Raw genomic sequence first — 13,767 nt, 5'->3', positions numbered from 1 at the left:
ACTGCCCCTGATCCATCACCGTTTACGTACCCGGCACGCTTGCAATGACGCTTCCCCCGAGGGCCTTCGCCCTTGGGAGACCCCCTGCCGAACGCCTTCAGTCGACACCGATCCACTGCCATCACATGCATTTTTCAGCCAAGTTAACCGGCGCTCGCACCACCTCCCAGACACCATCAATCCCACCGGGACAGTGCTGGACATCACCTTATGTGTGCGTGTAGATGTGGATGCATTGATAGCGGCGCAGAATGACATGGGGGTTTGCGATGCTATTGAGCAAAACGCACCTGCCGGAAAGCCGGCTGCCATGAGCGCCCCTCACCTGCCGAAAGTGGCTGGAATCGACTCAACAGTTCCTGCACCCGCGCACAATTCCGCACCCATGCCCGCTGCCTCCCCCGCGCTCCCCGCGGCCGGTGCGGTGCTTCAGGACCGGCTGGCCGGCTGGGTATCCGATCTCACCACGCTCCATGAACTCACTGAACGTCTGATCAGGACCGGCACGCTGGACGACGCCCTCGACGAACTGCTCGGCGCGGGCGCCGCACTCGTCGGCGCCCGTCGCGGTCTCGTCGTTCTCGAACCGGCCCACGACACCGCGCGCGACAGCCCACTCGAGGACGACCGCGGCCCGGGCCTCGCCAAAGGGCTGGGCCTGAGCCGCTCGGACCTCGGCCACATCGAGACGGTGCCGCGCGGCGCGACGGCGTACGGCCGCATCCTGGACGGCCACCACAGCGGCCGGTCCGGCGTCCCCGGGCCCGTCGCCCACCCCGACCTTTTCGCCGACGACTCGCTCGACCCCCTCCACCGCGAAGTCGCACTCCGCCTCGGCTACGCGGCCAGTTACACGGTGCCGCTGGCGACCCAGGAGTCGGGCACCCTCGGCGCGGCCGTGTGGCTCTACGACGAACCGGCCACGCCCGTCGAGCGCCAGTGCCATCTGGTCGGCCTCTACATGCGCTACGCGGCAGAGCATCTGACCCGTCTGCTCGAGCTGGAGCAGGCCCGCACCACCGTCGCGACCGTCGCGGAGGAACTGCTGCCCAGCCGGCTGCCGCGGGTGCCCGGCGTCCAATTCGCGGCCCGGCACCACACGGGCCGGCAGGGCGGCGGCGACTGGTACGACGCGCTGCCGCTGCCGGAGGGAGCTCTGGGCCTCGCGGTCGGCTCGGTCAGCGGCTGCGGCCCGAGCGCGCTCGCCGCAATGGGCCGCCTCCGGGCGTCCCTGCGGGCGTACGCGGTGATGGAGGGCGAGGACCCGGTGGCCGTCCTGTCCGATCTGGAGCTGCTGCTGCGCCTCACCGAGCCCGCACGCACCGCGACCGCGCTCTTCGCGTACGCCGAACCCGCCGAACGGAAGATCGTGCTGGCCGGTGCCGGCCACGCGCCGCCGCTGGTGATCGGCGAGCAGCGGACCGAGTTCGTCGAGACCTCCCTGTCCGCTCCGCTCGGGATGCTCGCCTGCTGGGAGGCGCCGAGCGTCGAGCTGTGCCCCCGGCCTGGAGAAACGGTGCTGCTGTACACGGACGGGCTCCTGCGGCGCAGCGGCGATCCCATGGACCGCGCCTTCGCCAGGCTCCATTCGGCGGCGGCGAGCGTTCCGCATGCCCTGCGCTCCAGCCCTGCCGCGATCGCCGACCATGTGCTGCGCACGATGCTTCCCGAGGGCCCGGAGACCGCCGGCGGCGGGGAGGACATCGTCCTGCTCGCTGCCCGTTTCGACTGATTCCTCACCACCCCTGCGGGCCGTCAGCCGGTCACACATACGATGGAGAGGTCCCTTGCGCCGAACCCGGCAGAGGGGCCCGAGTCGTAACGGTCAAGGCCGACAGGCCCAGGAGGCAGATGTGGCTGAGGAGCTCACCCCGGCGGAATCCGAACTTGCTGCGGACGCGGCAGGCACGGAGGGCGAGGAGCGGCCGATCAAGCAGCGCAAGAACGGCCTGTACCCGGGCGTGTCCGACGAGCTGGCCGAGAACATGAGCTCCGGCTGGGCCGACACCGAGCTGCACGGTCTCGAGCCGATCCCGCAGGCGGATCGGACCGCCGCCAGGCGGGCCGCGCTCTCGGCACGCTTCCCCGGCGAGCGCCTGGTGATTCCCGCGGGCAATCTGAAGACCCGCTCGAACGACACCGAGTACAGCTTCCGCGCCGCCACCGAGTACGTGTACCTGACCGGCGACCAGACCGAGGACGGCGTCCTGGTGCTGGAGCCCCACGGCGAGGGCCACACCGCCACCATCCACCTGCTGCCGCGCTCCAACCGGGAGAACGGCGAGTTCTGGCTCTCGGGCCAGGGCGAGCTGTGGGTGGGCCGCCGCCACTCCCTCGCGGAGGCCGAGCAACTGCTGGGCCTTCCCGCGGAGGACGTGCGCGAGCTGACCGGCAAGCTGACCGAGGCCACCGGCCCAGTGCGGGTGGTCCGCGGTCACGACGCCGCCATCGAGGCCGCGCTGACCGACAAGGTCACCGCCGAGCGCGACGAGGAGCTGCGCGTCTTCCTCTCCGAGGCCCGTGCAGTGAAGGACGACTTCGAGATCGGCGAGCTGCAGAAGGCGTGCGACTCCACGGCGCGCGGCTTCGAGGACATCGTCAAGGTCCTCGACAAGGCCGAGGCCACCAGCGAGCGCTATATCGAGGGCACGTTCTTCCTGCGCGCCCGCGTCGAGGGCAACGACATCGGCTACGGCTCCATCTGCGCCGCAGGCCCGCACGCCACCACCCTCCACTGGGTGCGCAACGACGGCCCGGTCCGCTCCGGCGACCTGCTGCTGCTGGACGCCGGCGTGGAGACCCACACCCTCTACACCGCGGACATCACCCGCACCCTGCCCATCAGCGGCCGCTACACCGAGCTCCAGCGCAAGATCTACGACGCCGTGTACGAGGCCCAGGAGGCGGGCATCGCGGCCGTGAAGCCGGGTGCCAAGTACCGCGACTTCCACGACGCCGCGCAGCGCGTGCTCACCGAGAAGCTCGTGGAGTGGGGCCTGGTCGAGGGCCCGGTGGAGCGGGTGATCGAGCTCGGTCTGCAGCGCCGCTGGACGCTGCACGGGACCGGCCACATGCTCGGCATGGACGTCCACGACTGCGCCGCCGCGCGCACCGAGGCGTACGTCGACGGCACGCTGGAGCCCGGCATGTGCCTCACCGTCGAGCCCGGTCTGTACTTCCAGGCCGACGATCTCACCGTGCCCGAGGAGTACCGCGGCATCGGCGTCCGCATCGAGGACGACATCCTCGTCACCGAGGACGGCAACCGGAACCTCTCGTCGGCGCTACCGCGCCAGGCCGACGAGGTCGAGGCGTGGATGGCCTCGCTCAAGCAGGGCGAGTAGTCGACTTCCGGGGGAGGGGCCGCGGCTCACGACACGTCGAGCAGCGTGCCCTCCCGCCATTTGAGGACCTTGTCGAAGCTGACCACGGCGCCGCGTCCGGGCCTGTTGCGTACGTGGACGTGGTCGGCGAACTGCTCGATCAGGCACAGCCCCCGGCCACTCTCCGCGGTGACGGGTGAAGGAGCGGCGGCGTGGCCCCGCAGGACGCCGCGGCTCGCCGGGAAGCCCGGGCCGGAATCCGCCACCTCGATACGGCACTTCTCGCCGTCCAGGTAGGCCGTCACGCAATACGCCCTGGACGCTTCGTCGGTGTCGCGGTCGCCGCCGTGCTCGACCGCGTTCGCACACGCCTCGGTCAGTGCGACCGACAGGTCGTAGGAGATGTCCGGATCGACGCCCGCGGTCTCCATCGTGCCCAGCAGCAGACGCCGGGCGAGCGGCACGCTCGCAGCCTCACGCCGCAAATGGAGGGACCACCAGATGCTCATGCTCCAGCCTCCTGGCCGCGGCTCGACATACCGATACGTATTGCCCCACGGCACGCTCCGTAAGCACACCGTCGCCGCGACGGCCCTCGTTCGGCGGATGCGCGGTCCACGCCCGCCGATGTATGTCGGAAAAGGGGATCTTCCGGACCTGCCGTACAGGCGCCGGCACCGCAGTGCGATGATGAGCCGGCCATGTCGTCCATACGCCACGCACGCGCCGGAGCCGGTCTACGGCTGCTGAGGGCCGCGGTGTTCACCGCGGTCTGCGTCGCGCTGTCCGGGACGGGACATGTGCTGGCCGCCTGTCGGGCCGTCCCCCTGTGGACCCTGGCGCTCGGCTTCGCCGGGGTCTTCGTCCTGGTCACGCCGTTTGCGGGCAGGGAGCGTTCACTGCCGGCCATCGCCGGAATGCTCACCGTCGGTCAGCTGGGTCTGCACATGCTCTTCGCCGCCGGCCAGGCGCAGCTGCGCCTGGCACCGACGGCGGACGACACTCTGATCAGAATGGCCGCGAAGCTCGTGTGCGGCGCGGGCGCCTCCTCGCTGAGTCCCGCCGACGCCCGCCGCATCGTCACCCTGGCCGGCATCGACCCCGACGCGCACGCGGCGCATGCGCACACCGCGGACGCCCTGGCCGCTCCGGAGCTGCTGCCGTCCCTGCCCATGATGCTCGGGCACCTGCTGGCCGCGATCGCGACCGGGCTGCTGCTGCGACGCGGCGACGCGGCGCTGCTGCGACTGATCCGGCTCTCCGCCGAGTCGGCCCACGAGGCCGCCCGGAGCGCGTGGCTGCACCCGCTGCGCGCCGCGCTCGTCCTCGTACGTGCCCTGCGTGCCGGGCTTCCCGGGGCGTCGGGTGCCGGCGCGCATCCCGTACCGGCTGCGGACGGGCCTCCTCCGCCCTGCGCGGGCCGGGAACTTCAGCACACGGTGATCAGGCGCGGGCCGCCGCCCGTATTCGTCCTCAGCGCCTGACGCGGCCCACTCGACGGGAGTGGTGCCGCGATGCCCGCGCGCACCCGTGCGCCGACGGCACACCACACCACTTCCCACCGTGGAGCTTTCTGTCATGAACGTTTCCCGTATCGCCGCCGCGTCCGCCGTCGCTGCCGCTTCCATGCTGTTGTTCTGCGGCGCCGCATCGGCACACGTCGGCGTCCAGCCGCAGGGCGAGGCGGCCAAGGGCGGCTACGCGGTCGTCAACGTCAAGGTGCCCAACGAGCGCGACAATGCCTCCACCGTCAGGGTCGAGATCAACATGCCGGCCGAGCACCCGCTGTCGTCCGTGATGCCGCAGGCGGTACCGGGCTGGAAGGTCAAGGTCGACAAGTCCGAGCTGGACAAGCCGCTCGAGGTGCACGGCAAGCAGATCACCGAAGCGGTCACCAAGGTCACCTGGACCGCTGACGGCACCAAGATCGGGCCGGGCGAGTTCCAGCAGTTCCCGCTCTCGCTGGGCCGGCTGCCCGAGGATGCCGACCAGCTGGTCTTCAAGGCCATCCAGACGTACGACAACAAGGAGGTCGTGCGCTGGATCGAGGAGCCCAAGGAGGGCGGCGAGGAACCCGAGTCGCCTGCCCCGGTCCTCAAGCTGTCGGCCGCGGCCGACGACCACCACGGCGCGACCGCGACCGGTGCCAAGGACGACGCCAACGCCGCCGGCCACGAGGATGAGGCGGCGTCCCGGGCGGCCTCCGGTGACGGCAGCGACTCCACAGCCCGCATCCTGGGTGCGGTCGGCATCCTCGTCGGTGCCGCGGGCGTGGTCTTCGGCGTACTCGCCGGCCGCCGTCGCTCGGCCTGACCCGGCCCGTTCCGAACCCGTTGTGAAAGAGAAACCGATGCAGAACCCCAAGAGCGACGGGGAGCCCCGCCGCAGCCGACGGACGCCGCTGATCGCGGCGCTCGCCGTCACGGCCGCGTTCGCGGTCGCGGCGGGTGTCGCCGTCACCCAGAACGACGGCGCCACCGGCAGCCCCGTCGGTCAGGTCTCCGCGGAGCCGAAGACCAAGGCCGCGACCGTGCTCACCCAGCCGTACACGAAGCCCGACCTCGTGCTGACCGACACCAGCGGCAAGAAGTACGACCTGAGGGAGGAGACCAGGGGCAGGCCCACGCTGATCTACTTCGGCTACACGCACTGCCCCGACGTCTGCCCCCTGACGATGAGCAACCTCGCCGTCGCCAAGAAGCAGCTGCCCAAGGCCGACCAGGAGAAGCTCCAGGTCGTCTTCGTCACCACCGACCCCGAGCGGGACACCCCCGCCGAGCTCGGCAAGTGGCTGCCCAGCGCGGGCGACCCGTCCTTCGTCGGGCTGAGCGGCGACTTCCCGACCATCCAGGCGGGAGCGCGCCAGATCGGCATCGGCATCGACGCTCCGAAGAAGGAGAAGGACGGCACCGTCGTGTCCATGCACGGCGCTCAGGTAGTCGCCTTCTCCCCGAAGACGGACCAGGGCTACGTCATCTACGGCGAGGACACCACGGCCGACGAATGGGCCGCGGACCTGCCGAAACTGATCAACGGCGAGAAGCCGTGACCCGCCGCACCCCGCTCGCCGTCGTCACCGCGCTCGCGCTCGGCGCCGGCCTGGCGTCGGCGGGCTGCTCGGCCGACAGCGGGCCCGAGTTGAAGGTCAGCGGCGCGTTCATGCCCCAGCCGGTCGGCGACATGGCCGCCGGCTTCCTGACCGTCGAGAACGACGGCGACGGCGCGGACAGGCTCACCTCGGTCACCAGCACGATCGCCGACGACGTCACGATCCACGAGACGAAGAACCAGAAGATGCAGGAGGTGACGTCCTTCGACATCCCGGCCGGCGGCGAGCTCGACCTCGAACGCGGTGGCAACCACATCATGTTCATGACACTCAAACGCCGGCCGAAGCAGGGCGACACGGTCTCCATCGAGCTGCACTTCGAGAAGTCGGACCCGATCAAGGTGGAGCTTCCCGTGAGGGAGACCACCCACAACCCGCAGAAGCACTGAGCACCCAGGGACTGATCACCTGATGACAGCCACCGCCCCGCGCTTCGGCCCGTCCTGCCCGGTCCGGGTGCTGCTCTCCGTGACCGTGCTCGTGGGCACGCTCCTCGGCGCGCTGCTGGCCGGCGCGAGCCCCGCGTCGGCGCACGCCGCGCTCACCGGAAGCAATCCGAAGGACGGGGCGGTGGTGGCCACCGCGCCCAAGGAGGTCACCCTCACCTTCTCCGAACAGATCGCCATGGGCGACGACTCGATCCGGGTTCTCGAGCCCAGCGGCAAACGGGCCGACACCGCCGAGGTCCGCGACCTCGGCACCGGGGGCACCGTCGTCTACGGCGTGGCACTTCACTCCGGTCTGCCCGACGGCACGTACACCGTCGCCTGGCAGGCCGTCTCCGCGGACAGCCACCCCGTCTCCGGAGCGTTCACCTTCTCCATCGGCGCGCCCTCGAAGACAGAGGTCGCGCTGCCCGAGGAGGAGGCCGGCGGCGGAGTCGTCGGCTTCCTGTACGACGTCGCGCGCTACGCCGCGTACGGCGGCTTCGTGCTCCTCGCCGGCGGCGCGGCCTTCGTGCTGCTGTGCTGGCAGCGGGGCGCCACCGTCCGTCCCGTGCAGCGCCTGGTCGTCCAGGGCTGGGTGGCCATGACCGCGTCCACCCTCGCGATGCTTCTGCTGCGCGGCCCGTACACCGGCTCCGGCAAGCTCGCGGACGTGCTCGACCTCGGGGCGCTGCCGGCCGTCCTCGAATCCAAGACGGGCGCGGCGCTGGTGTCGCGGCTGCTGCTGCTCGGTGCGGCCGCGCTCTTCGTGGCGGTCCTCTTCGGCGCGTATGCGAAGCGGGAGGACGAGACCGAGAAGAAGGACCTGACCTTCGGACTGGCCATCGGCGGAACGGTCGTCGCGGCCGGTATCGCCGCGACGTGGGCGCTGTCGGAGCACGCCTCGACCGGTGTCCAGTCGGCCGTCGCGATGCCCGTCGACGTACTGCACCTGCTGGCCGTCGCGGTCTGGCTCGGCGGACTCGCCACCCTGCTGAGCGTCCTCCACCGGTCGGCGCCGATCGACCGCCGGGCGGTACAGCGGTTCTCCACCGCCGCCTTCGCCAGCGTCGTGGTGCTGGCCGCGACGGGGCTGTACCAGTCGTGGCGGCAGGTCGGCTCGTGGTCGGCGCTGACCGGCACCCGGTACGGGCAACTGCTGCTGATCAAGGTGGCGCTGGTCGCCGTCATGGTCGGCGTGGCATGGGTCTCGCGACGCTGGACCGGACAGCTCTCCGAGGTCACGGAGATCGCCCCGGAGAGGGAGAAGGAGACGACCGCCGGCTCCGGCGAAAGTGCCGATGCCTCCACCGACCCGAAGCGGGCGGCGCAACTCGCCCGGCAGAGGGCCGCCGTGGCGACGGCGGAGCGGAAGCGGAACCGGGACGCGGACAACGAGCGTTCCGGACTGCGGCGTTCCGTAGTGGCGGAGACGGCTGTCGCCGTGATCCTGCTGGCCGTGACCACGATGCTCACCTCCACCGAGCCGGGCCGCACGGAGGAGGCGGCCGCCGAGGCGGGCAACTCCCAGGCCGCCGCCCGCCCGGCCGGCCCGACGGAGATCGAGCTGCCCTTCGACACCGGCGGCGAGAAGGGAAAGGGAACGGTACGGCTCAGCCTGGACCCGGCGCTCTCCGGCGGCAACGACATGCACCTGTGGACCGAGTCACCGGACGGCAAGCCGCTGGACGCCCCGGAGGTGAAGGTCTCGTTCACCCTGAAGGCGAAGCAGATCGGCCCGCTCCCCATCACCCCCGACCGCCTCACCGCGGGACACTGGACCGCGAGCGCCGTCCAGATCCCGATGCCGGGCGACTGGACGGTCAAGGTGACCGTGCGGACTTCGGACATCGACCAGACCACCATCGACAAGAACATCAAGATCGGCTGATCCGGCGTGACACCTGTAACACCCGAGACCTCCGCGGAAGGCGCACCCGAGGACGGCATCTCCAGGCGACGGCTGCTCGGCACCGCGGGCGCCGTCGGCGCGACGAGTCTGGTGCTGGGCGCCGCGGGCGGTGCAGCGTCCTATGCGGCGGCCGAGGAGAAGCCGACGGCGCTGGCCACCGTCGGGTCCACCGGCATCGCGTTCCACGACCGTCCGCACCAGGCCGGCATCACGGAACCGCAGCAGGCTCACGGCCATCTCGTCGCCTTCGACCTCGCCCCGGGCGCCGGACGCAAGGAGGCGGCGGCGCTGATGCGGCGCTGGTCGGTGCTGGCGGGCGAGCTCATGGCGGGCAGGCCGGCGGGCGACGGCGACACGGGCGTGGCGCTCGATGCCGGGCCCTCCTCGCTGACCGTCACCTTCGGGTTCGGCCGTTCCTTCTTCGACCGCACGTCCCTGGTGGCGCAGCGCCCGCCCGGCCTCGACCCGCTGCCGTCGTTCTCCTCCGACCGACTGGACGTCAAGCGGTCGGGCGGTGACCTGTGGGTGCAGATCGGCGCGAACGACGCGCTGGTCGCCTTCCACGCCTTGCGGGCGATCCAGAAGGCGGCGGGCGCAGCGGCCGGGGTGCGCTGGCAGATGAACGGTTTCAACCGCTCACCCGGCGCGACCGCCCGGCCGATGACCGCGCGGAACCTGATGGGTCAGGTCGACGGCACCGGCAATCCGAAGCCGTCGGAACCGGACTTCGACCAGCGTGTCTTCGTACCGTCGGGCGGCGACCACCCATGGCTCGCGGGCGGGTCCTACGCGGTCGTGCGCCGCATCCGGATGCTGCTCGACGACTGGGAGAAGCTCCCCCTGCACACGCAGGAGAAGGTCATCGGACGGCGGAAGTCCGACGGCGCCCCCCTGACCGGTGGCACAGAGACGACCGAGCTCGCGCTCGACGCGACCGGGCCGGACGGAAAGCTCGTCGTCCCCGACAACGCGCACGCCCGTATCTCCGCACCGGAGCAGAACGGCGGCGCCGCGATGCTGCGGCGGCCCTTCTCCTTCCACGACGGGATCGGCCCGGACGGGACCCCCGACGCAGGTCTGCTGTTCATCTGCTGGCAGGCCGATCCGCTGCGCGGCTTCGTGCCGGTGCAGCGCAAGCTGGACCGGGGGGACGCCCTGTCCCCTTTCATCCGGCACGAGGCGAGCGGGCTCTTCGCGGTACCGGGCGGACCGGGGAAGGGCGAGTACGTGGGGCAGCGTCTGCTGGAAGCATGATGGACGGCTCCCGAGCGCATTAGGGTGACGGTATGTCGGCCACGCGCTTCACCTATCTCGGTCCTGAGGGCACCTTCACCGAAGCCGCCCTGCGCAGTCTCCCGGAAGCCGCGACCCGGGAGCTCGTCCCGATGGTCTCCGTGCCGGCGGCGCTCGACGCCGTACGGGGCGGGGAGGCCGCGGCCGCTCTCGTACCGATCGAGAACTCGGTGGAGGGCGGCGTCACCGCCACGCTCGACGAGCTGGCCTCCGGCGAGCCGCTGATGATATACCGCGAGGTGCTGCTCCCGATCGCCTTCGCGCTGCTGGTGCGCCCGGGGACCACGCTCTCCGAGGTGAAGACGGTGACCGGCCATCCGGTCGCGCAGCCGCAGGTGCGGAACTGGCTGCGCAAGAACCTGCCGGACGCCGTGTGGGAGTCGGCCGCCTCGAACGCCGACGGGGCCAGGCTCGTACAGGAAGGGCGCTACGACGCGGCCTTCGCGGGAGAGTTCGCGGCGACCACCTACGGGCTGACTCCCCTGGTCACCGAGATCCACGACGCGGAGAACGCGGAGACCCGCTTCGTCCTGGTGGGCAGGCCCGCCAGGCCCTCGGCGCCGACGGGGGCGGACAAGACCTCCGTCGTCATCTGGCTGGGCGACGACCATCCGGGCGCCCTGCTGGAGCTGCTGCAGGAGTTCGCGGTGCGCGGGGTCAACCTGATGCTGATCCAGTCCCGGCCGACGGGCGCCGGTATCGGCAACTACTGCTTCGCCGTCGACGCGGAAGGACACATCGCGGACCGGCGCGTGGGCGAAGCTCTGATGGGCCTGAAGCGGATCTGTCCAAGGGTGCGCTTCCTCGGTTCGTACCCGCGGGCCGGTGTCGCGGTGAAGGAGGTCCGGCCACTGCGGGCGGGGACCTCGGACGCAGAGTTCACGGCGGCTTCGGACTGGCTGGCGCGCTGCCAGGACGGGCGCGCCTGACGTCCGGTCGTCGCGGGACGGTTGCCCGGCCGGTCCTACCTGCAGATTTTCGTTGTCCACAGAACTTGTCCACAGGATCGCTTCTCGACCTGGGGACAAGTCGACAACAGAACGGCACAGGGTCGACAAATCACCTCGGCCATCCCACTTCCGTCCACAGAACGGAAGGTGGACGCCGTCACCCACATTCCATTGATCAACTCCTTGGAGCGAGGAATTCCCACTCGAATGAGTGCGTGTGACCGGTTTGACGGGGGAATTCCAGAGCCTGGGAACGACTTCGGGAATGATCACTTCCGGAATCCACAGATCACCCACACAGCCTGTGGATAACTTTCCGGCACGGCGCATCCCTGTGGACAAGCCGGCGCCAGCCCCCGCCGCGGACGGGCGCCGCCATCGATCAGGAGGTAGCCGCCCCGCTCCTCCGGAGAAAGCGATCATGACAGTTCGACGGTGGCGGATTCGGGTTTTCTGTCACGACTGCCGGCGCTGCCATCATTTGACAAACACCGCAATTGGGACAAAGTGATACGCCAGCGGAATTCGAAGCAGCACCGGTAGCCTGGTGGGGTGATTGACCTTCGCCTGCTTCGTGAGGACCCAGACCGTGTTCGCGCCTCCCAGCGCGCCCGTGGAGAGGACGTCGACCTCGTCGACGCCCTGCTCTCCGCCGACGAGCGGCGAAGGTCCTCGGGCCTGCGCTTCGACGAGCTGCGCTCCGAACAGAAGTCGCTCGGCAAACTGATCCCCAAGGCCACACCGGAAGAGCGGGCCGAGCTGCTGGGGAAGGCCGAGCAGCTGAAGACCGACGTCAAGGCGGCGGAGGCCGAGCAGAACGACGCCGAAGAAGAAACCCGCCGACTGCTGCTGCAGCTCGGCAACCTCGTCCACGAGGACGTCCCGGTCGGCGGCGAGGAGGACTTCGTCGTCCTCGAGACGCACGGCACGATCCGCGACTTCGGCGCGGAGGGCTTCACCCCCAAGGACCACCTCGAGCTCGGCGAGGCGCTGGGCGCCATCGACGTCGAGCGCGGCGCCAAGGTGTCGGGCTCGCGCTTCTACTACCTCACCGGCGTCGGCGCGCTCCTCGAGCTCGCCCTGGTCAACGCGGCCATCGCGCAGGCCACCGAGGCCGGCTTCGTCCCGATGCTGACCCCGGCGCTGGTCCGCCCGCGTGCCATGGAGGGCACCGGCTTTCTCGGCCAGGCCGCGGAGAACGTGTACCACTTGGAGAAGGACGACTACTACCTGGTCGGCACCTCCGAGGTCCCGCTCGCCGCGTACCACATGGACGAGATCATCGACGCCGACAAGCTGCCGCTGCGGTACGCGGGCTTCTCGCCCTGCTTCCGCCGCGAGGCCGGCACGTACGGCAAGGACACCCGCGGCATCTTCCGCGTCCACCAGTTCGACAAGGTCGAGATGTTCTCGTACGTCGCGCCGGAGGACGCGCAGGCCGAGCACAAGCGGCTGCTGGAGTGGGAGAAGCAGTGGCTGACCGGCCTGGAGCTGCCGTTCCAGGTGATCGATGTGGCGACCGGAGACCTGGGCGCGTCGGCATCGCGGAAGTTCGACTGCGAGGCGTGGATCCCGACCCAGGGCAAGTACCGCGAGCTGACCTCCGCCTCGAACTGCGACGGTTTCCAGGCCCGCCGCCTGGCCGTGCGCATGCGCGACGGCAAGAAGGTGCAGCCGCTGGCGACGCTGAACGGCACCCTGTGCGCCGTGCCGCGCACCATCGTGGCCATCCTGGAGAACCACCAGCTGGCGGACGGTTCCGTACGGGTTCCCGAGGTGCTCCGTCCCTACCTGGGCGGCCGGGAGCTGCTGGAGCCGATCTCCAAGTGAGCACCGCCCCCTTTCCGTACAAGCTCGTCGCCACAGATCTCGACGGAACGCTGCTCCGTGACGACGACACGGTCTCGGAGCGCACGCGCGAAGCGCTCGCGGCGGTCACCGCGGCGGGCGCCGCGCACATCATCGTCACCGGGCGGGCCGTGCCGTGGACCCGGCACATCCTGGACGACCTGGGGTACGACGGTCTCGCGGTCTGCGGGCAGGGGGCGCAGGTCTACCACGCGGGTGAGCACCGGCTGCTGACGTCCGTGACGCTCGACCGGCAGCTGGCGGGGCTCGCCCTGTCCAAGATCGAGGCGGAGGTCGGCCCGCTGCTGCTCGCCGCGAGCCGCGACGGCCTCGAGGGCGATGTGCTCGTCGGTTCCGGCTACCGGGTGCAGGAAGGTCCGCTGCCGTACGTGCCGATGCACGACCCGGCCGACCTGTGGGCCGCCCCGCTCAACAAGGTCTACATCCAGCACCCGACGCTCGGCGACGACGAACTGGCGAAGGCGGCCAGGGCGACGGTCGGCAGTCTGGTGGACGTGGTCATGGCCGGCGCGGGCGTCGTGGAGATCCTGCCGCTGGGCCTGAGCAAGGCCACCGGCCTGTCGCTGGCCGCCCGGCGGCTGGGTCTGCGGGCGTCGGACACGATCGCCTTCGGCGACATGCCCAACGACATCCCGATGTTCGGATGGGCCGCGCACGGTGTGGCGATGGCGAACGCGCACGACGAGCTGAAGGCCGTGGCCCACGAGATCACCGCGTCGAACGACAACGACGGCATCGCGGTGGTGCTGGAGCATCTGCTCGCCGGCTGAAGTGCCGGGAGGGGGCGGCCCGCGCGGATGCGCGCTCGAAGCGGCCGCCCCCTGGGCGGCCGCCCGGCGGCCGTGCGGAGTGTGATGACTACTCCGCTGCCTGCCGGGTGCCGCCT

The 13,767-nt window shown here is 70.6% G+C and carries 12 protein-coding genes; 11 read left to right on the top strand and 1 reads right to left on the bottom strand.

The annotated features are described in order from the left end of the window. Positions 1-193: 193 nt before the first annotated feature. Positions 194-1,732 carry a PP2C family protein-serine/threonine phosphatase gene (locus tag IE198_RS16355; protein ID WP_189887128.1) on the top strand — a complete coding sequence of 513 codons (1,539 nt, stop codon included), beginning with the start codon at positions 194-196 and terminating at the stop codon, positions 1,730-1,732. 121 nt (positions 1,733-1,853) lie between these two features. Further along, on the top strand, positions 1,854-3,344 hold the full coding sequence (locus IE198_RS16350) for an aminopeptidase P family protein (RefSeq protein WP_189887126.1): 1,491 nt from the start codon (positions 1,854-1,856) through the stop codon (positions 3,342-3,344). Positions 3,345-3,370: 26 nt separating this feature from the next. Here the strand turns inward: IE198_RS16350 and IE198_RS16345 are convergent, their stop codons facing one another. Continuing rightward, complete coding sequence (locus IE198_RS16345) at positions 3,371-3,832, bottom strand: ATP-binding protein (protein WP_189887124.1); 462 nt, start codon at positions 3,830-3,832, stop codon at positions 3,371-3,373. A 192-nt stretch (positions 3,833-4,024) separates the two neighbouring features. Between IE198_RS16345 and IE198_RS16340 the strand changes: the two genes are divergently transcribed. The 9 genes from IE198_RS16340 to IE198_RS16300 all read left to right on the top strand — a co-directional run bounded on the left by IE198_RS16340 (position 4,025) and on the right by IE198_RS16300 (position 13,651). Beyond that, positions 4,025-4,807 (top strand): hypothetical protein, encoded by a 783-nt coding sequence (locus IE198_RS16340; protein ID WP_189887122.1) that lies wholly within the window; start codon positions 4,025-4,027, stop codon positions 4,805-4,807. A gap of 94 nt (positions 4,808-4,901) precedes the next feature. Further along, positions 4,902-5,636, top strand: coding sequence for a YcnI family copper-binding membrane protein (locus IE198_RS16335; protein ID WP_189887120.1), 735 nt, complete (start codon positions 4,902-4,904; stop codon positions 5,634-5,636). Positions 5,637-5,673: 37 nt separating this feature from the next. Further along, complete coding sequence (locus tag IE198_RS16330) at positions 5,674-6,372, top strand: SCO family protein (RefSeq protein ID WP_189887118.1); 699 nt, start codon at positions 5,674-5,676, stop codon at positions 6,370-6,372. Beyond that, positions 6,369-6,821, top strand: a complete 453-nt coding sequence (locus IE198_RS16325; protein ID WP_189887116.1) for a copper chaperone PCu(A)C — start codon at positions 6,369-6,371, stop codon at positions 6,819-6,821. Before IE198_RS16330 ends, IE198_RS16325 begins: the two co-directional genes overlap by 4 nt. Before the next feature lie 22 nt (positions 6,822-6,843). Continuing rightward, positions 6,844-8,748: a copper resistance CopC/CopD family protein gene (locus tag IE198_RS16320; RefSeq protein WP_189887114.1), complete on the top strand. Its 1,905-nt coding sequence runs from the start codon at positions 6,844-6,846 to the stop codon at positions 8,746-8,748. A 6-nt stretch (positions 8,749-8,754) separates the two neighbouring features. Then, positions 8,755-10,023 (top strand): iron uptake transporter deferrochelatase/peroxidase subunit, encoded by a 1,269-nt coding sequence (efeB, locus tag IE198_RS16315; protein WP_189887113.1) that lies wholly within the window; start codon positions 8,755-8,757, stop codon positions 10,021-10,023. A 32-nt stretch (positions 10,024-10,055) separates the two neighbouring features. After that, entirely contained in the window at positions 10,056-10,991 is a 936-nt protein-coding gene (pheA, locus tag IE198_RS16310; RefSeq protein WP_189887111.1) for a prephenate dehydratase, read from the top strand. Between the two features lie 573 nt (positions 10,992-11,564). Then, on the top strand, positions 11,565-12,842 hold the full coding sequence (gene serS, locus IE198_RS16305; RefSeq protein WP_189887109.1) for a serine--tRNA ligase: 1,278 nt from the start codon (positions 11,565-11,567) through the stop codon (positions 12,840-12,842). Then, positions 12,839-13,651 (top strand): HAD family hydrolase, encoded by an 813-nt coding sequence (locus tag IE198_RS16300; RefSeq protein ID WP_189887107.1) that lies wholly within the window; start codon positions 12,839-12,841, stop codon positions 13,649-13,651. The genes serS and IE198_RS16300 overlap by 4 nt, the downstream gene beginning before the upstream one ends. Positions 13,652-13,767: the final 116 nt, after the last annotated feature.

Origin of the sequence: Streptomyces xantholiticus (assembly GCF_014651015.1) — a bacterium.
Lineage (GTDB): Bacteria > Actinomycetota > Actinomycetes > Streptomycetales > Streptomycetaceae > Streptomyces > Streptomyces xantholiticus.
Note: the sequence above shows the minus strand (reverse complement) of the source record. Positions and strands in the feature narration are given on the sequence as shown.